The 20,682-nt window shown below is 35.0% G+C and carries 15 protein-coding genes; 6 read left to right on the top strand and 9 right to left on the bottom strand.

What is annotated here, in order from left to right:
• Window positions 1-109: 109 nt before the first annotated feature.
• The gene (locus tag MUA51_RS04960) at window positions 110-1,717 is read right to left on the bottom strand and encodes an ABC-F family ATP-binding cassette domain-containing protein (RefSeq protein ID WP_262560768.1); all 1,608 of its coding nucleotides are present in this window, start codon (window positions 1,715-1,717) and stop codon (window positions 110-112) included.
• Window positions 1,718-1,880: 163 nt separating this feature from the next.
• Here MUA51_RS04960 and MUA51_RS04955 point away from each other — a divergent pair, with 163 nt between their 5' ends.
• Entirely contained in the window at window positions 1,881-2,786 is a 906-nt protein-coding gene (locus MUA51_RS04955) for a CvfB family protein (protein WP_262560767.1), read from the top strand.
• A 50-nt stretch (window positions 2,787-2,836) separates the two neighbouring features.
• Here MUA51_RS04955 and pepF read toward each other — a convergent pair whose 3' ends face one another.
• Window positions 2,837-4,642 carry an oligoendopeptidase F gene (gene pepF, locus MUA51_RS04950; RefSeq protein WP_262560766.1) on the bottom strand — a complete coding sequence of 602 codons (1,806 nt, stop codon included), beginning with the start codon at window positions 4,640-4,642 and terminating at the stop codon, window positions 2,837-2,839.
• Between the two features lie 129 nt (window positions 4,643-4,771).
• Here pepF and MUA51_RS04945 point away from each other — a divergent pair, with 129 nt between their 5' ends.
• Complete coding sequence (locus tag MUA51_RS04945; RefSeq protein WP_262560765.1) at window positions 4,772-5,098, top strand: hypothetical protein; 327 nt, start codon at window positions 4,772-4,774, stop codon at window positions 5,096-5,098.
• Window positions 5,099-6,288: 1,190 nt separating this feature from the next.
• Here the strand turns inward: MUA51_RS04945 and MUA51_RS04940 are convergent.
• A complete protein-coding gene (locus MUA51_RS04940) occupies window positions 6,289-7,548 on the bottom strand; it encodes an aminoacyltransferase (RefSeq protein WP_262560764.1) in 1,260 nt (419 codons plus the stop codon).
• An 18-nt stretch (window positions 7,549-7,566) separates the two neighbouring features.
• Entirely contained in the window at window positions 7,567-8,829 is a 1,263-nt protein-coding gene (locus MUA51_RS04935) for an aminoacyltransferase (protein WP_262560763.1), read from the bottom strand.
• 425 nt (window positions 8,830-9,254) lie between these two features.
• Between MUA51_RS04935 and MUA51_RS04930 the strand changes: the two genes are divergently transcribed.
• Window positions 9,255-10,346, top strand: a complete 1,092-nt coding sequence (locus tag MUA51_RS04930; RefSeq protein WP_262560762.1) for a prephenate dehydrogenase — start codon at window positions 9,255-9,257, stop codon at window positions 10,344-10,346.
• Window positions 10,347-10,452: 106 nt separating this feature from the next.
• Here MUA51_RS04930 and MUA51_RS04925 read toward each other — a convergent pair whose 3' ends face one another.
• Both MUA51_RS04925 and MUA51_RS04920 read right to left on the bottom strand, forming a co-directional pair.
• On the bottom strand, window positions 10,453-11,715 hold the full coding sequence (locus tag MUA51_RS04925) for a Y-family DNA polymerase (RefSeq protein ID WP_262560761.1): 1,263 nt from the start codon (window positions 11,713-11,715) through the stop codon (window positions 10,453-10,455).
• A 146-nt stretch (window positions 11,716-11,861) separates the two neighbouring features.
• Window positions 11,862-12,269, bottom strand: a complete 408-nt coding sequence (locus MUA51_RS04920) for a sporulation protein (RefSeq protein ID WP_262560760.1) — start codon at window positions 12,267-12,269, stop codon at window positions 11,862-11,864.
• Window positions 12,270-12,393: 124 nt separating this feature from the next.
• Between MUA51_RS04920 and MUA51_RS04915 the strand changes: the two genes are divergently transcribed.
• Window positions 12,394-12,579: a 2-hydroxymuconate tautomerase gene (locus MUA51_RS04915; RefSeq protein WP_095117072.1), complete on the top strand. Its 186-nt coding sequence runs from the start codon at window positions 12,394-12,396 to the stop codon at window positions 12,577-12,579.
• A 126-nt stretch (window positions 12,580-12,705) separates the two neighbouring features.
• Here MUA51_RS04915 and MUA51_RS04910 read toward each other — a convergent pair whose 3' ends face one another.
• On the bottom strand, window positions 12,706-13,680 hold the full coding sequence (locus tag MUA51_RS04910; RefSeq protein ID WP_481906620.1) for an LCP family protein: 975 nt from the start codon (window positions 13,678-13,680) through the stop codon (window positions 12,706-12,708).
• 137 nt (window positions 13,681-13,817) lie between these two features.
• On the opposite strand from MUA51_RS04910, the gene msrA reads away from it, so the two are divergent.
• Window positions 13,818-14,330, top strand: a complete 513-nt coding sequence (msrA, locus tag MUA51_RS04905; RefSeq protein ID WP_262560758.1) for a peptide-methionine (S)-S-oxide reductase MsrA — start codon at window positions 13,818-13,820, stop codon at window positions 14,328-14,330.
• A 51-nt stretch (window positions 14,331-14,381) separates the two neighbouring features.
• On the opposite strand, the gene mprF is transcribed toward msrA, so the two are convergent.
• Together mprF and MUA51_RS04895 are read right to left on the bottom strand one after the other, a co-directional pair.
• Window positions 14,382-16,910 carry a bifunctional lysylphosphatidylglycerol flippase/synthetase MprF gene (gene mprF, locus MUA51_RS04900; protein ID WP_262560757.1) on the bottom strand — a complete coding sequence of 843 codons (2,529 nt, stop codon included), beginning with the start codon at window positions 16,908-16,910 and terminating at the stop codon, window positions 14,382-14,384.
• A gap of 70 nt (window positions 16,911-16,980) precedes the next feature.
• The gene (locus MUA51_RS04895; RefSeq protein WP_262560756.1) at window positions 16,981-18,225 is read right to left on the bottom strand and encodes an AI-2E family transporter; all 1,245 of its coding nucleotides are present in this window, start codon (window positions 18,223-18,225) and stop codon (window positions 16,981-16,983) included.
• Window positions 18,226-18,541: 316 nt separating this feature from the next.
• On the opposite strand from MUA51_RS04895, the gene MUA51_RS04890 reads away from it, so the two are divergent.
• On the top strand, window positions 18,542-20,110 hold the full coding sequence (locus MUA51_RS04890; protein ID WP_262558959.1) for an IS1182 family transposase: 1,569 nt from the start codon (window positions 18,542-18,544) through the stop codon (window positions 20,108-20,110).
• The last annotated feature ends 572 nt before the right edge of the window (window positions 20,111-20,682 follow it).

Below are 20,682 nucleotides of genomic sequence, written 5' to 3'. Positions count from 1 at the left end.
GCTTAATTTTTTAAATTCACAGATAATTCCTTCTTCAAAAACAAAAAGAGTAGGGCATGTTTATGATGAACGCATCACACCTATGTCCCACTCCGTCTGTCTAATATCACTATTTAGATTTCAAAATCCCTTTTTCTTGTAAATAACTTTCATAAGTCATTTCTTTTGATAATCCTGTCGGCACATCAAGATCAATGACACGATTTGCAATCGTATTGATAAACTCAAAGTCATATGATGTAAAGATAATTGAACCTTTAAATGATTTCAAGCCTTCATTGACTGATGTAATACTTTCTAGGTCTAAGTGGTTTGTTGGTTCATCTAAAAGTAATACGTTTGCACTTGATAGCATCATCTTACTCAACATACAACGTACTTTTTCGCCACCTGATAACACGCTCGCTTTTTTCTTCACTTCTTCACCACTAAAAAGCATACGTCCTAAGAAACCACGTAAAAATGTTTCTGTTTGTTCATCTTCTGGCGCGTATTGACGCAACCAATCAACAAGGTTCATATCGACACCTTCAAAAAAGGCTGAGTTATCTTTAGGGAAGTAACTTTGAGATGTCGTCACACCCCATTTAACTGTGCCTTCATCAGGCTCTAATTCACCTGCAAGAATTTTTAACAATGTTGTTTTTGCAATCTCGCTGCTGCCCATCAATACTGCTTTATCATTTGGATTCATCGTAAATGAAATATTGTCGAGTACTTTTTCACCGTCAACTGTTTTGGAAATACCTTCAACAAATAATAAGTCATTTCCAATTTCACGTTCTGGCGAGAACTTTACAAATGGGTAACGTCTCGATGATGGTTGAATGTCGTCTAATTCAATTTTTTCTAATTGTTTTTTACGACTTGTCGCTTGTTTCGACTTAGAAGCATTGGCAGAGAAGCGTGCAATGAATTCTTGTAACTCTTTAATTTTATCTTCTTTTTTCTTATTTTGTTCTTGCGCCATTTTTTGTGCAAGTTGACTTGATTGATACCAGAAGTCATAGTTTCCAACATAAATTTTAATTTTACCGAAGTCTAAGTCAGCGATATGTGTACACACATTATTTAAGAAGTGACGGTCATGTGATACAACAATCACTGTATTATCAAAGTTGATTAAGAAGTCTTCTAACCAGCTAATTGCTTGGATATCCAAACCATTGGTAGGCTCATCCAGTAAAAGAACGTCTGGAGCACCGAATAAACTTTGTGCTAATAAAACCTTCACTTTTTGATTGTTTTCTAGTTCAGACATTTGTTTGTCATGTAAGCTTGTATCAATGCCTAAACCAGATAATAAAGTCGCTGCATCCGATTCAGCATTCCAACCATCCATCTCTGCAAACTCTCCCTCAAGTTCAGCAGCACGAATACCGTCCTCATCGCTGAAGTCGGGTTTCATATAGATGGCATCTTTTTCTTGCATCACTTCGTATAAACGCTCATGCCCTTTGATCACAACATCGAGAACTCGCACATCTTCATATGCGAAGTGGTCCTGTTTTAACACCGCAAGACGCTCATCTTTTCCTAATGATACATGTCCTGTTTGAGAATCTAATTCTCCTGATAAAATCTTTAAAAAAGTCGACTTACCTGCACCATTTGCTCCGATTAGGCCATAACAGTTGCCTGGTGTAAATTTAATATTAACGTCTTCAAACAATTTACGATCACCAAATCGTAAACTAACATCCGTAACTTGTAACATGCACTTTCTCCTTTATATATATTCTTAACGCATGCATTATACCATATAACACACACTGTTTCGATATGTTGCGGTTGAAACCGATCTTACATTCAATCCTTTGATGCTTATCAAACTAACGCATGCTATAATAGAGATAACTAACAAACAAGAGGAGAACGTTATGTCTTTTAAAGAAAATGAAATCGTTGGCACAATAGAGTTTTTAGAAGTAAAAGCACTAGAAGGTTCAACATATATCCTTGAAGGCCCGAACAAAGAGGTCATCAAGCTGAATCAATCTGAAGTACAAGAATCTGACGAATTAGAAATAGGGGAATCTTATAGCTTTTTTATATATCCTAACCGCTCTGGGGATTTATTCGCCACTCAAAATATGCCTGATATAACAGTAGGGCGCTATGACTTCGTACGTGTATTAAGCACAGACCGTGACGGTGCACGCGTAGATGTTGGATTACCACGTGAAGTCTTAATTCCATGGGAAGACCTTCCTAAGTTGAAGTCTTTATGGCCAGAAAAGGGCGACTGCGTATTAAGTACGCTTCGTATTGACCGTGAGCGACAAATGTTTGCACGACTTGCTTCAGAAACAACGGTTCAACAAATGTTTACACCCGTCCATGATGATCAATTTCAAAACGAAGTGTTAACAGCACGCCCATATCGCTTGTTACGTGTAGGTACATTTTTACTGACTGGAGACGGTCATAAAATATTCGTACACGAATCCGAACGTCAGCAAGAACCACGTCTTGGCCAAGAAATGTCTGTTCGAATTATCGGTCACAATGACAAAGGTGAATTGAATGGATCATTTTTACCACTTGCACACGAGCGTTTAGATGATGATGGCGAAACAATTTTCCAACTACTTGTGGAGTATGATGGTACATTGCCTTTTTGGGACAAATCAAGCCCAGAAGCAATTAAAGAAGTATTTAATATGAGTAAAGGTGCATTTAAGCGCGCGATTGGACATTTATATAAACAACGTATTATCAATATTGAAACAGGACAAATCTCACTTACAAAAAAAGGGTGGGCACGTGCTCAAGATCAACAATAATAACTGCAAATAAAGGACGAATGGCATGTGGCCATTCGTCCTTTATCCTCTTATCCATTCAATTCATCTGTTAATGTTTCAAGTTGATCTACAAGTGAACCGATATATGAGATTGTTTCTTTTAACGGTTGCTCAGTTGTAATATCAATGCCTGCGATATGTGCCAATTCAATAGGTGAGACACTATCGCCAGCACTTAATGCTTTAAGCCAATCTTTTACTGCTGATTGACCTTCTTTTTGAATACGCTGTGCCATCATCGTACCAATTGTTAAGCCTGCTGAATATGTGTATGGATAAAGTCCCATATAATAGTGAGGTTGTCGCATCCATGTCAATTCAGCACCTTCTGTCAACACGATATCGTCACCCCAGAAGTCTTTAATAACTTGACGCTTAATATCATTTAAAAGTGAGGCAGTGAGTGATTCACCTTGATCCACTTTAAGATAAACTTCACGTTGATACGCAGCTTCAAGTAAATGCGTCACCATATTATGATAATATGTACGTGCAATAATCGAACCAATCGCCCAGCGTTGAAATGCTTTTTCTTCACTGCTTTCAAGTAGATAGTTCAGCATTAACATTTCATTCATAGTCGATGGCGCTTCGACAAAATACATCGAAGCATCTGCTTGTAAGTAATTTTGATGACGATTCGCTAAGTTAAAATGACCAGCATGACCTAATTCATGCGCCAACACAAACACTTCAGTCATTTTACCTGTCCAAGAAATAAAGATATAGCTGTGTGAAGCGTATGGCGATGCACAATAAGCACCTGTTTCTTTTCCTTTATTTTGAACAAAGTCAATCCAGCGATTATCATATGCTTGTTCAAGCATATTTTGATAATCTGAACCTAATATACCCAATGCCCCAAAAATATATTTTTTAGATTCTTCAATTGTAATATCTGGTTCATAATTATGATCAATAGATATCTTCAAGTCTTCAAAGCGCATTTCCTCTAATTGATTTGCACGTTGAATGACTTTGGCATAACGACGCATAATAGGAGCTAAGTCTGACATAATAACGTCTATTTGACGGTCATACATCTCACGTGTCACATCTTGTTCTGCTAATAGGAAATCTATCACTGAGTCATAGCCACGCATATCAGCTTCTAACTTTTCGCCTTGAACATGGGCATTATAGGCTGCTGCTGTTGTATTTTCATATTTGCGTAATGTATCACTAAAATGACGAAAGCTTGTACGACGAATGTCTGTATCAGCATGATCTTCGTAAATACCTTCAAAAGTCGTATAATCCATAGCATATTTTTTGCCATTCACTTCAAATTGTCCAAAATCAATATCCAACATTTTTGTCACACCATAGATATCACTCGGTGCTTCTAAGACAGGGGACAAACGTGCAAGTGTTTCTTCAGCTTGTGGATGTAGTTGATATGGTTTTAGTCGTTTTAACTTTGTTAGAAAATGACTGTATGTCGTTTTTTCAATTGCCTGATCTAACTGAGTATCATCCAATGATAATAGTTCAGATGTTAAGAAAGTTAAATAACCATTTATTTTACCGTATAAAGTTTGGAATAAAGCTGCAAGTCGTTGGCGCTCAGCATCCGTAACATCTACGCTTGCTTGTATTTCAGAAAAGTTATCGGCGCGATCAATATCAATTGCTAAAGTACAATAGTCATCTAAAGCTTTTTGAATTGATTCAGTATCCTTTAACTTACCTGAATACTGTTTTTTAAATGCTTGTGCACGATCAGGCAGAGCTTTTACAAAAGACTCATACACCTGATTATCTGTAAATAAATCTGTTAAATCCCAAGTTTCTTCCTGTGGTACAGCTGATCTTCCGACTAAAAAATCCTCCATCTAAAAACCCCCTTAAATTTCACTATTTATATCATATCATATATAGTATTGTAATTATTTAATGTCTGTTTGGTTAATTTCTAGTATAATGAATTGATATAACTAATGGATTAAGGAGCGTTATAAGAAATGAGTATTTTAGAAATGCCCAATTATTTGTGGATGACACTTGTTGCAATGCTTGTCATCACACTATTTTGTACACTTGTATTAAATAAATGGTTTGTAAGCGCCATTATTATGTTTGTTGTATTAGGTGTCTTATCATTTATTTTGCCGAATTTTTACCCAATCACGTATGAACCATTATTAGGTTACGCAGCATTCGTCGGAATCTTAAGCTTAATGATCAGTTTAATTGTATGGTATTTAACACGTGATATGCGCAAACGTCGTCAACAAAAGAAATACGAAAAAGAACTTGCACGATTTGAAAAACAACATGAACCTAAGTAACTTATAAATAACAAAAATGCCACTCAATAACGCGAATATTGAGTGGCATTTTGTTGATAAAATCATTGTCGTGAAAGTAGGCAAGAAACACATGATGTCATCTAAAATCTATATCACTATACAACTTCCTATAATATATATTATGTAAACTAATAAAACGATTTCTATTTATATAAGCAATACACCGTTAATTTAATTCATATAGCATTAGTTATTATCAATGGATTTATGAGTTGTGTTTTCTAGTTAGTGATTGGTGATTTAATCAGTTCAATTATCATAAACTATATTGTGAATGAAGCGTTTAGTATTTAGCGATGTGTAAAACCGATTTTTGATTTTATCGAATCATGAATTTCTACTTCTGGAACAATGACAATTGATTTCATAGAATGCGAATTTATATGTCTCAGACCTAAGTTGTGAATTAACTTTTACATAAGTTTTGCAACCATTAATTAGATTCCATTAAAATATCGACACATACCACTAAAAAATTGATACAAAGTTTTACACTTAATAGCACTAAAGCCACCAGTAATTATTTGCAATTAATGACTGTCGCTTTAATTTCAATCAATTAGCTAGTCATTCATGTTTAATTTGTTAATAGACAATAAAATATTCTCTCATACATTTACGTTCTATTAGAATCCTATATATCCTTATCTGATAACTCGTATTTAGCTGTAAGTTTACATAACATAGTTATACTCAATAATTGTTTCCTCAAACATTTAGATTTATTAATATTTATAAGTTTTTATTTTTGCATTTTAGTCACTTCTCAACGATTTTTTTAGTGTATTTTTACTATTCAAAAGTGATTGTTCTTGAAGAAAAGTTTTGCTAAGATGTCATTGTAGTGAAACACACCGTTCTATCACACTTATATTCCTTCTGTGAGTAATGCATTCTTCTTCTCCTAAGCAATCATTTCTTCACGATTGCAAAAAGTCATCAAAACATCGTTCAATCCACAGTGTTACTCATACCGAACTGTGTTCTCTTGATGACTTAAATTAATAAATGCAGAAATCCCTACTTGCATCATGGTTGGTATAACGACGATGTGTCTTTCACTACACATGGAGGTATGATTGAGTCATCATCTCCAACTGTGCAAAAAGCCGATTATTATAATCTAAAGGTTTCCAGCCGTGATTATAATAATCGGTTCATTTTTTGTATTATTTTTTAATTTTCGCTCTCAGCTTGTTCATCAATTCGAATAGCATATATTTAGGTTTATTAATTGGCTTGTAGAAGTCACCTATTAACTCTTCAATTTGTACATTGAAACCACGTTTAAAACGATAAACACCGTAATCTTCACCATTCTCTGTGAAGTCACCTGATAGTCCATAAAAATTATAACGTTCATAGCCATGCTCTAAGCAGTAGTTAATCATATGCCAATGCATCGCATATGGTCCCATAAACTGGTTATATTTCTCACTTGATCCACCAGAGAAATAGTTAATTTCATAAGCATTTGCGAAAAAGAGTCCTGATGCAAGGTTTAGTACTGTGCCATCGGTTTTTCTCAATTCGCTCGCTTTTAACATTTCTTGTTGATCGTGCGCAATTTGTTTATCAAGTTCTGCAATTTTTTTCAATTGCTTATCACTTTTTTGCTCTCTAGCCATCATCTGGTCACGTTTTGTTTCTTTATCATTGAGTCCTTCTTGTAAAGATGTAATATATTCGTCTAAGTCAATATATGCCATCGGTACAATAGCTTTGTCACCATAGTTATGGAAAAAGTTTTTCATATATTCATCCGTCTTGGAAACAAACCCAGCACGTGCTTCTGTTTCTCGATATAATTCTAAAAATTGATCATAGTCATCCGCTGTCAAGTAGCGTATTTTCACGCCAAAGTTGATTGCTTTGTTTACATTACGTTTACGTTGACTATCAAAGTTCTTTTTGATAGTTGCTGGTGTCTGTTCTTTCAAGTCTAAAACGCCCATCCATCTAACTTGACTTGATGTATCATATTTTGTTGTAAATCCATGATGCTTATAGCCATGTGATTTAAGCAATTGTATCAATCGCTCTCCTGCTTCTGAAGACCCTAATTTATTAATGTCTTTGTCGTAAATTTGATACATCCAGTATGGATCTAATTTCACGTATAAACATTTATTTTTCGCTAAATATTCATCTAATGATTTTAAGTAAAAATCTACAAGACCCAAGTCACTATAATCCATGACTGGTCCTCTATTTGAATAATATACATAACTTCCCATTGTTAGTATTTTTGAAAATAAACTTGCTGCAATCACTTGATTATTTTCATCTTTAACACCTAATAAAACAACTTTAAAGTCATCCGCCTCACGCACATCAATATTTTCCTTCACCTGAAAATAATGACTTTCTAAAGTCGGGTCTTGAACAAATTGATCAAATTCCTCAACCGTTAGTTCTGTGAATTTCATACGATAGTTCCCTTCTCTCTACGATAACTTCTTTTGGACTTTTTTCAACGTTGTATATAAAGCATAAGCTGGTTTATTGATTGGTTTTATAAAGTCACCAACATACTCTATGACATCCGCATTAAATCCTTTTTTAAACTTTATTACACCTGCATCTTCTGCATTTTCTGTAAAATCACCACTAATACCATAAAAATTATATCGGTCAATTTGATGATCGAGTGCATAATTAATCATTTCCCATTGAATTGCATAACTACCGGCAAAGTGACGGAATTCATTCGCTGTGCCACCTGCATAGTAAACCACTTCAAACGGATTGATAATAAAGAAGCCAGCAGAAATCGGCAATTCATTGCCATGTTTTTGTTGTAAATCGCGTGCTTCCGTAATTTTAGCTTGGTTTGCTTCCAATTGTTTTTCTAAATTTTGTTTTTTATTCACTGCTTTTTGATTTTCTGGTCGTTTCGCAATATCTTTTTCCGCTTTATTAATCTCTTTTTGCAGTTGCTTCTCTTCAACTTCTAGTTCAGCAATGTATTCTTCAAAATTAATATAAGCGAGTGGGACTAACACGCGATCTTTGTAGTGCTTCATACGATGATAGTAAAACGCATCTTCACGATCTACAAAATCTTTTGTTTCAGATGTTTGTTCCATGAATGATCTAAAAATTGGTAGTTCATCTTCATTCAAAAATCTAACTTTCACACCATTTTTTTGAACTTTTTTTGTATTTCTCTTCCGCAAACTGTCCATGTTATTCAGTACATCTTTCGCCGTTTTATCTTTTAAATCCAAAATAGAATGGAAACGGATTTGACGTGTTGTACTGAAACCTGTCGTGAACCCTTCATGTTCATAACCGAGTGCGGCAAACTTATCAAAGAGCCACTCTCTTTGATAATCTTCAAGTATGTTACCATCATGATCTCTTTTATACATTGGTAAGTAAGGGTCAATACGTAAATATAATGCTTTTTGTGTTTTAACATACTTTGACAATTCATTAAAAAAGAAATGGACTAATTCTTGATTTTCAAAGTCAATCACAGGTCCTCTATTTGTATAAAAATACTTGAAAAATTTCATTACAGGTACTGCAGTTAATAAACAAGCTGCTAACACTTGGTTATTCTTATCTTTTACGCCGACAAGGTGTGTTTCAACGCCTTCTGCAACTTTTAATTCATAGTTACCCGCCATCTGTGTAAAGTGACTATAAGGCATTTCATTCGCAAATTGTTCAAATTCTGCTGTTGTTAAATTTGTAAACTTCATATAAAAACTCCTAATTTCTCTATATTATTCCGTTAAATAACTACCGCTTATTTTATTTTGCTGTTTTTAATATGCATCGAACTTTTCCCTAATCATTCGAATCGCATTCATTTACGTGTCATGGAAAGACAAAGTTTGACAATATACATCATTGAAGTCCTTTTTCTCTTCAAAATAGAAAAACAATATCTTTCATCTTTATCATACCATTTTTCTTTAAATAAGTTGTTTATTTTCTAAGACGAAACCATGGTATATTTTAACGTATCACAGATAATTTAGCCATTCTCATGGTCAAAAATTATTTTTAATTTTTGATAGCCCTTACATTCTTTTTTTCTCATTTTCCATCAAGAGTCATTGCATGATAGCACTTTAAAATGTTAAAATGTCTGAAAATTAACTTTATTACACGAGGTGACTTCATGACAGATGTCTTTTTTATAGGTCTCGGCCTGATTGGCGGTAGCTTAGCAAGTAATATTAAAGCTGCACATCCTGAAATGGTCGTGTCTGCATACGATGCTGATCCAAAACAACTAGAACGCGCTTTATCTATCGGAATTATCGATAGACCCATTGCTTCTTTTGAAGAAGGTGCAAAGCAAGCAGATATTATGGTTTTTGCAACACCTGTTCAAACAACAGTGAAATTTTTAGAGTTACTACCGACAATTCAAACAAAACCCGGTCTTATTGTGACAGACACAGGCAGTACAAAGTCAACAATTCAAGCGCATGAACAGCGATTATTACAGCATGATATTCATTTGATTGGCGGTCACCCTATGGCGGGCAGCCATAAAACAGGTGTCTTAAATGCCAAAAAACATCTGTTTGAAAATGCTTATTATGTACTCGTCCATGATTTACAAGAAAACGACGCAGCACATCAACGTATGACACAATTATTAGAACCGACGCATGCAAAGTTAATCGAGATGACTGCCGAAGAACACGATTATGTCACGGGTGTTGTGAGCCATACGCCACATCTGATCGCTTCTAGTCTTGTTTCTTTAAATGCACATTACGCTCCTCACTCCCCACTTGTTCAAGAATTGGCTGCGGGTGGTTTCCGAGATATTACACGTATCGCAAGCAGTAGTCCCGAGATGTGGAGAGATATATCTTTGGAAAACAAATCACATATTTTGACCATTATGAAGCAGTTTCAATCTCAAATAAATGATGTCATTCATATTTTAGAAGAGGAAGACGCATCAAAGCTGTATCAGTTTTTTGCTGAGAGTAAGACTTATCGAGATGCATTGCCTATTCAAAGCAAAGGCGCACTGAGAAGTACTTATGACCTTTATGTCGACATTCCGGATGAAGCAGGAACAATTTCAAAAATCACACACTTATTAAGTTCACATAATATTTCTATTAGCAACTTGAGAATTTTGGAATTACGTGAAGATATATATGGTGCTTTACGCATTAGCTTTAAAAGCTCCGATGATCGTGAGCAAGGGCGTATGGTCCTTAATGACTATGAAACATATATCGAATAATATACGTATTAAATAGAATGAGCATGTGCGTGTGACAACAGTATTTAGGACTTGCAACATCCTTTATCAGTTTTCTAGAGTCACATTTATTCTCTCATCTTCACTGCTACATTTTATGACCGGCCATCAATCCCAATCTGCCATGTTTTGTTGCAGCAGACGTATAGGAGATAGCTTTAGAGACGATGCCTTTCCCATATTTTTGATGAAGGGCGTCAATCGTCTTGGCTAAGCGTATTTCACGCTCTTGTTGTAGTGGATCGACAAAAAGATTCAATTGTTGCACTTGTTCAGGAATGAAATGTGACGCCGACACACTCAAAGTGCGATACCATTCAGATTTGTCACAGAACTTATCAGCTAAATATTTAATGTCTTTCATCACAACACGTTCGAGATTCGTCCCTTCCTTCATGGTATATTGTTTAGATATACCATCTCCTGCGCTATAACCAAGAGAAAAGTGAATCGTTTTGGCTAGTAAACCTTTGACTCTTAAACGACTCATCACATCTTCTACTAATTCTTGCATCACCACCATTGCTTCAGAATATTGATAATCACGCATTAAAATTTGACTTTTACATATTGAAGGCATTCGTGTGATATATCGTTCACTGACTCTACTCTCATCAATTCCATGAGCATGCAGGTGGAGTTCCGTACCGATAATACCAAATTCACGTTTTAAGTTTGCATGTGGATACATCGCTAACTGACCAATATTAAAAATGCCGCGGCGATTTAATTTTTTGGCTGTACGATTGCTAATCCCCCAAAAATTTTGCAAAGGTGCAATCGGCCATAGTTTTTTAGGCACATCTTCATAGCGCCACTCTGCGATAAAAGTTGGGTTCGACTTCGCTTCATTGTCTAAAGCAACCTTGCTCAACAACATATTCGACCCGATACCAACTGCACAATGCACACCTGTCTCTTGATAAATTTCGGCAATTAAACGCTGACAAAATGCTTGAAGATCCGGCGCAAAAAGATGATAGCTTTTTGTTACATCCATAAAAAACTCGTCAATACTATATTGATGCAAATCCTCTGCCGGGACATATTTCAATGCAATTTTAGAAATTTTCAATGATATGTCTAAATAACGACGCATACTCGGATTAATAATATAAATATCACGTCTCTGTGGAATTTCAAATAGACGTGACCCTGTTTTGATTCCTAAAGCTTTCAAAGGGGGTGTTGCTGCAAGAACGACAGATCCCTGTCGCTTCGTATCTGCAACAACTGCTAATTTCGTCGTCATTGGATTCAGCCCTTTATCTATGCACGATACACTAGCAAAAAAACTCTTTTGATCAATGCACAATATATCTCGATCCTCTAACAAATGATAATCATACATTTGTATCACCTATTTCAATTATTCTACTTCCAATATACCGAACATACGTTCTGTTATCAAGTAGAATTTCTCGCTCGTTCACAAAAAGAAACAGATGACTGAAAATATATCGTACATCCATTCAGTCATCTGTATTCAAAGTAATTTTATCGCTGATACGGTACTTCCGCTTCTACCTCTTCATCAATACCTAAATCAATATAAACATGTGTATTTAAAAATACTTTACTTGTATTTGATCTAAAGTTTAATGACTCTGGTGTCAGCGTAAATGGTATTTTTTTCTGCTCTTTAACATCAATTGTGAATGATTCATCAATGACAAAGCGATCAAGTTCATTTGTTAAGTAAGTGAATTCACTTGTTTCATCATCATTCTCATACTTTTCTAGCAATTTTAATTCGATATGTGTCACATTTTGATCACTCATACCTGCTTTTAGTTTAATGTATCCTGTGATTTTCTCATCAACTGAATACGACTGTTGATCCAGATGAATCAATACTTTCATGCCTTCTATACCTAGTGATGTCAAGATGTTATCGAAGCCCATTGTAAAACCCTCCATATTTTTTCTATGATCTCCCTACTATCATACGAGTTTTTCATAATTCTCCGCAACCATTAACTAAAAATGCTATAATATAAGTGATTTTATACAGAGAGGAGCTACTCATATGCCAATTGTAACAGTCAAATTATTAGAAGGTCGTACAGATGAACAACTTAAAAACTTAGTTACTGAAGTAACAGATGCTGTCGAAAAAACAACAAATGCCAAACGTGATGCTATCTCAGTCGTTATTGAAGAAATGAAACCTACACATTATGGTTTAGGCGGTACACGTAAAGCAGATCAATAGAGACTCTCGGACATCGCTTATCAATTTCATGAAATACCAAGTGATGATGTCTCAAATTCATAAAAAAAGTAGTGAAGCTGTCTACAAATGTAGATTTGCTTCACTACTTTTTTCGTATCCGTTCGCTTATTCTTCGTTTAAAAACTTCTGAATACGTTTTTTATTTTCTTTTTTATCAATGCCTAATGCCGCACCACCATCATTAGTTGTAATATTTTCATAGCTTCCTTCAACAGGAACGCTCAATGTTTTGATATTTTTATCTCCACGAATGATAAAGCTCACCCCTGTCTGATAAATGGCTGAATCAGGCATATTCGTACTTACATACCCACGCATAATACCCGCAATTTTTGGTGCTTTTATGATGGAAGACGGTTCTGTTAACTGCTGTTTCAATGCTGCCATCACTTGTTGCTGTCGACGAACACGACCGAAGTCTCCTTCTTCATCATTTCGGAATCTTGCATATCCTAACAACTCTTTACCGTTTAAGTTATGCTTTCCTTTTTTTAACGATACGCCAATCTTTTCTGACATATCTTTTTCAACGTCAATTGGCACACCATCCGGGCTCAATTCGTCAATCATTGCTTCAAATCCCTTAAAGTCCAATGTTGCGTAATACTCTGGCTCAATGCCTAAGTTTTCTTTCAAAGTTTTGCGCATCAATTCTGCGCCACCAAGTGAATAGGCTGTGTTAATTTTATAACTATTATAGCCTGGAATATCTGCATAAATATCACGCATAATTGAAATAATCTTCATATCTTTCTTTATATAATCGTACTGTGCAATCATAATAGAGTCTGTGCGAGAAACACCGCCATCCTCTAAGTCTGCTCCTAAAATAAGCACTGTTGCTTTACCGTCATTTTTAGAAACACCATTAAACTTATGTAGTTTTGGGCTTTCGTTATGCTGTTTTGCAACTTCTAATCCTTTATGGTAGCTGCTCACACAATAAATAACCGCTACAACAATAAATAGAATCACTGCTAAAATAACAAATGGTAATTTACGTATACGTCTCTTTTTTCCACGCTTTAAATGTTGCTCGGATCTGCTTGAGTTTTTACGTTTAAAATTATTTTCCATTATCTGATCAACCTTATATCTTCAAAATTAGATAGCTATGTACTATAATAAACACATATTAACGGTATAGAAATTCAATTTAAAAAGCAAGTGAAAACATGTAAAATAATAAAAAATAATGCACTAGGAAGGGTGTTTGAATGAATATAAATACAGCTTACTTCGCTGGCGGATGTTTTTGGTGTATGGTGAAGCCATTCGATCAATTTGAAGGCATTGAAAAAGTCACTTCTGGCTATATGGGTGGACATGTTAAAAACCCAACATACGAAGCAGTGAAAACCGGTGAAACAGGTCATTACGAAGTGGTCAAAATAGAGTATGATGTGGCATTATTTTCTTATCAAAAATTATTAGAAATTTTCTTTTCGGTCATTGATCCTACCGATGCAGATGGTCAATTTCAAGACCGTGGTTCACAATATCGGACAGCTATTTTCTATACAAATGATGACCAAAAAGAAGTAGCAGAAGCACATATTGATCAATTAAAAAATACTTACGATCGTGACAAAGCCATTGCGACTAAAATCCTTCCTGTCTCTGAATTTTATGAAGCAGAAGCGTATCATCAAGATTTTTACAAGAAGCAACCAGAACGTTACGCACAAGAACAGCAACAACGTGCTGCAATCAAACAAGCACGCCAATAATATAAATTGGACAGCCACTTTGACGCATAACATCAAAGTGGCTGTCCATTTTTATACTTTATATCTTTTTCGAATAATGCGTGTCACTCTTAATAAAGAGAGCCAAACTGTTTGTGAGCGATGATAGATCAGATAGCGTGATTCCCACTCAGGGCCATACTTACTCTTGTATTGGCGTAACCCTTGAAAACTGTACAAGCCGTTAAAATGTTCATAAAAACGGCCGACAACCTTTTCCTTCGCATGGCCATACGGTACTTGACCGACATTAGATAACGTTGCCATCCCCATATTGAAACGTGCATAGCCCTCTGTCTGTGCCCACAGAATCATATGTAAGTATAGGCCATCCATAAATGGTAAATCAATCTCTCTATCCCAACGTATCAAATCGACAGAGACAGTTGTTTTTTGATCCACAGGCATCAATGTTGCAAATGCATCGATTTGTCCATTGCCATTTCGTAAAACAGCAACAGGTGCTGAATTCACATACGCTCTGTTAAAATGTCCAACCGAAAAGTAGAATTCTGACTGTTGACCGAGCCATTTATCACTTATTTTTCTTAAGCGCTGATATGTCTCTTCATCAAGTGGCGCATCTAATATTTCAAAAGTATAGCCTTGCGTTTCGAACTTATTAAGCGTTGCTCTAAAGCCACGCCTTTTCTTTCCAGCCACACTAAAGTTTTGAACATCAATTAATGCTTCTTCTCCGAGTTTGAAGAACTGGTTTCCAAAGTCATGATACAGCGGTAAATGTTCTTCAGATACTTGATAGAACATCACATCTGCACCTAGATAAGTTGCATGATTGTAAAAAGTTGTCAGCAGCGAATGGAACCCATCTGGATCACCCACCGGGTCACCGAGCACAATGAATGATTCTCTTGTATGACGATACATAAGAAACGCATTCTTTTCTTGATTTACAAAGACATTTTTGTCACCGCTATAAACTAAGTGACTGAGCAAATGCCCACCATGTGTTTTCAAAATTTCTTGTGCGACTGTTAAGTCATTAAACGCATTCGGACGGAGATGATGCCATTCGAAATATTTAATTATTCCAGCAATCAGCACAACCATTCCAAGAAATGATAACCAGAAAGAAGATCTTAATAAAAACAGGTCTATCTTTGGAATTTCAACACCTAATGCACTAATAAAGCTACTGACTAAAAACTGATTGAAATACAATACGATAAAAGTCATCAGCCCAAGACGTAGTAATGACTTCAATGTCACAGGACGCTTCAATATACGTGACTTGCGATAAGCAAAAACAAGTGCAGCAACTAATAAAATTGCAAGTACTAACGTAATAGACAAACCATATACATACGCATTTGAAGTGATAATAATCAGTGCAGCAACAATTGCAAACAGTATAGCACGTTTACTTCTCATAATGATGCCACTTATATTCAAAAATAACATCACCGTCGCACTGACATTCAAAATATACAGTGTAATATATAGCAGATGGTGTTTAGATGTCGTTGCATCAAATACAATACCGAAATTATTGATCAATGTGACAAAACTCATAATAAGCACTAAGAAACTTAAAGCGAAGGAAGGAATATAGCTCGCGGCATCCTTTTGAAAAGACATTAAAAATGCTGTAACTTCCTTCGCTGGTTGTATATATTTCGACTCATTAATAAATTTTTTGGCTGCTGTGCCAAATTCAAAAACCGTTAAGATGAGTGCAACGAAGAGTGGAAAGAAGTAGTATGCAATACGGTATAACAATAATGCTAGTACAACCTTCTCTTCCGGTAAACCAAAGTATTTAAACCCTAGTAATATCAACAAATCGAATGCACCAAATCCACCAGGTATGAATGAAAGCAGACCAGAAATGGCAGCTACGATAAATACGCCTAAAACGATAGAAAACGGCACAGATGCCCCTACTAAATGAAGTGCATAATAAAAGACGATCGTTGCCATTAACCATTCGACACTTGAAATAAGCGTGAAGCTTGCACCGAGCCATCGTGCTGTTTTGTCAATAGGCCATACCCATGAAACGATGATGAATACAGGTAATAACCCCGCAATCACATAGAGAAATACTGTTACCCATATGGTTGTCTGATTCAAAAAGCTGACATCTAAGACGTGTGTTACAACGAGTAAAGATAGGAAACTCAAACCAGTTAGCATAGATGTCAACATATAAGTGACAAACTGTACAAGCTTCTTCTTTTTATCCGTGTACTGTTGATAAAACCACAGTCGAACACTCGCACCAATAAATCCACCGAAACCAATAATATTATTGAAAGTATTGATAATATAACCGACACGTAATGCTTTAAACTTTGAAAGTGCTAGTTTAAAGCGCATCGTCAAAATCACATCGTACAGTGACAATAAGACAATAGAACTCGCTCCTAACAAGAAGAGCAACATCAGCTCTAAACTATTAATCTGATTAAATAATAAAAATGTTCTTTTAAAATCAATATGTGATAATTCTTTAACTAATACGAAGATAACAACGCTTAGTAATGCAATCACAAAAATTACTTTTAAGCCTTTTAATAACTGCTGTTTCGTGACACTCAATGGTCGGCTCCTTTCTATCCCTCAATTACACTAGCGATACGAGAATCATTAGACATTCACACATGACATCTTATTGATGTTCATCTTGAGCACTTGTATCCTTAATCACTTCACGATGATGTGTGCGCTGGTCTTCAATGATTTCATACGGTCCCGCATCATCTGCATAATATTTATTGTAGCGTCTTTTGAATAACATAAAGAGATGTGATACCCATACTTTAATAATGGCATAAGCTGGAATCCCTAAAATGACACCGACAATACCTAATAAGTTACCCGCACATAGCAAGACAAAAATGATCGTTAACGGGTGAATACGCATCGTTTTACCCATAATGTTAGGTGAAATGAAATGCCCTTCAATAAACTGAACTGCTGTCCAAACGAGAACCAATTTTACAAGCATGAATGGTGATGTAATGATTGAAATAATAATTGCTGGTGAAATCGCAATTGTTGGTCCTAAGTATGGAACAACACTTGTCACTGCTGCAATACTTGCAAGAATTAAGGCATAATCGAGACCGATAATTGAATAACCGATAAAAAGCAATACTCCGATGCAGAAAGATACGATGATTTGTCCTTGAATGTATGAACCGACTTGTTCGCTCATCTTATCCAACAAATCATGTACGTCTTTTCGATACTTTGGTGGGACGATTTGATTTGAAAAATCTTTGAAGCGGTGTCCATCTTTCAGCATGAAGAACAACACGAATGGCACTGTAACGATAACAACTGTTACGTTGACAACAGCTTCGGCAAAGATTTTAATTTTGTCACTAAAACCATTGGCAAAAGTTGGAATCTTCTGTTGTAATTCTTTTAGCCAGTTCACAATATCACTATAATAATCCGACACGAATGGGATGTGCATCATATTATTAATAAACCCTGTTAATTTATTAATATATGTTGGAAAATTATGCATTAAGCGATCGAATTGATACGAAACGACTGGGATGAGTAAGTTGACTGCTAGCGTGATAAGACCGACAATTGCTAAGAAAAGCAGCGTAATTCCCCACACTCGCTTAATATGATATCGTTCTAAAATATTAATGATAGGATTAAATAAATAATAAAGAATCAGTGCAATAATAATCGGTGCAGCAATCGTATTTAAAATGATAGTAAATGGTTGAAAAACATAAGAAACACGATCAAAAATAAAAATAACAACACCAATTAAAATAAATATTGTGAGCGCATATAATAAATCCTGACCACCAAAAAACTTCATAAAGCGGCTTTCATGAATTTCTACACGCTTTTTTTCTCCAGATTTAGGAGATATCTTTTCTGACATAGTATTCACCAAACCTTTAGGAAAGTAATTATAGTTTATACTTTTTCACTTAAAAATCAAACTGGAAACATATATCTACTAGGAAAATAGATAGCCAATCACTTCTGAAACTTATCTTAGCACCTTCATCCTAGAAGATGCGCAATCCCCAAAAAAGAGGGGCTGGGACATAATTCCCAGCTCTTTTACAAAAAAGGTCTGATTTAGTGTTTTTCGACACTAAATTAGACCTTTTTTATAGATATCATTTAAAAAAATAAAACACTTCCCGTATAATTGTTAATAACCACAAAAACAATGAAAGGAAGTGCCTTATATGTATAAAGAGTATAACATTTCTCAGCTTAGTCTGCCAATTGAAACTGAAATTTCTTTTCCCGAGAGTGATATTGCCCTCATTATTAATAAACTTGTAGAATCTATTCCCCAAGAAACTTTTAATCAATATTACAACCATAGAGGTCCTTCATCTTATCATCCTAAAATGATGTTAAAAATCGTTTTATACAGCTATACACAGTCTGTCTTTTCTGGTAGAAAAATGGAATTTCTACTTAAAGATAGTTGTCGTATGATGTGGTTAGCTCAAGGACAAGTCCCTTCATATCGTACAATCAATCGCTTTAGAGTTAATCCACACATGATGGATTTTATACAAGTTCTATTTGTGGGTCTTAGAGCACAATTATTAGAAGATAAAGTGATTACAGAAGACGTCCTTTATATAGACGGAACGAAGATAGAGGCTAATGCCAATAAATATACTTTTCAATGGCTAGGTAGCACTAAGCATTTTAGTAAAGGGGTTATTGAAAAATCCAATGCGGTGTATAAACAATTAATTTCAGAGAAGATCATTCCTGAAATTAAGAGAGAATCTTCTGATGAACTAACAAAAGAAGAATTAAATCGTATTGAGATGCATTTAGATGATAAAAATGAAACGCTCACTTCTAAAATTGAAGCATCCCAAAGTGTAGAAACGAGAAAGACATTAAGAAAACAAAGAAGTAAAGTTAGAAAATATAAAAAAGCAATCAAAGATTTTAAAGATCGTAAAATAAAATATGATGAGCAGATGGAAATTTATGGTGACAGAAAAAGCTATTCTAAAACAGATCATGATGCGACTTTTATGAGAATGAAAGATGATCATATGAAGAATGGACAATTAAAGCCTGGCTATAATCTGCAGATTGCGACGAACAATCAGTTCATTTTGGCATTTGGTGTGTATAGTAATCCGGGTGATACGCGAACACTTCCTTCTTTTTTAAAATCAATCAAAGAATTATACGGTGACATTCCAGAGTACATTGTAGCTGATGCGGGATATGGTAGCGAACAAAACTATACGATGATTCTTGATGAATTCGAGAAAACACCACTCATCACATATAGTATGTATTTAAAAGAGAAGAAAAGAAAATATAAAAATAATCCGTTCATAACAGCTAATTGGAAATATAATGAAATAGATGACTATTATGTATGTCCGAATAACAAAGAATTGCATTTCAAAAGTTATAGAAAAAGAAGAGACGGATATGGTTATCAGAGAGATTTCAAATTATATAAATGTGAAGATTGTGTTGGGTGTCCTTTACGAAATGAATGTATGAAGTACAGAACCAATCCAACTACAACAAAAAGCTTATATAAAAATCCAACTTGGGATTATTTTAAAGCATTCACAAATAAGCAGCTTTCAGATCCAAAAACGAAAGGCATCTACAAAAAACGAAAAATAGATGTCGAATCAGCATTTGGAAATCTGAAGGCTAATTTGGGTTTCCAAAGGTTATCAGTTCGCACTCAATCAAAGGTTGAATGCGAATTAGGAATCGCACTTATGGCAGTAAATATCAGAAAACTAGCCAGATAAGTGCTAGTTTTTTAGTAAATAATAAGAAAAAAGCCGTTAAAATCTTAAAAAAGAATTTTAACGGCTTTTTTTTGAAGGGAAATTGAGCGCCTATGTCTCAGCCCCTTTTTTTGGATGTTAAAGTTGATTATATCAACCTCATATGTTAATTTAACATTATAAAAAGGGCATGCGTCTACATGCCCCACTGAGCCCGTTAAAAAGACGGTGGCTTTCATTATTTTCAAACCATCTAATTACTTACCAAAGTTTATGATTAGATGGTTATTTTTTATGGTTGTTTTGATTCATCATTACTAAGCTAATAATTGTTAGTACAACCATAAGCATTTCATAATCTGTCATGCTATTCCTTCCTAGGAGTAACATCTATAACCATAGGCATCACCCCTTTTTCAAGAGATTAGCCACCATCTATCCAACTTGCTCATTCAATATATATTTTATTATATTAATATCATTTAATTTTATAGGTATCATTCAAGAGAACTTTATATTCGTCGTCCCCTTTTTTAATTTTCAAACTGTCTAGATGCAATGAGAGTTTATCAACGTCTGAAATATATACAACA

The sequence above is a fragment of the Staphylococcus sp. IVB6214 genome (assembly GCF_025558585.1).
GTDB lineage: Bacteria > Bacillota > Bacilli > Staphylococcales > Staphylococcaceae > Staphylococcus.
This window is presented reverse-complemented; position numbering and strand designations above follow the sequence as displayed.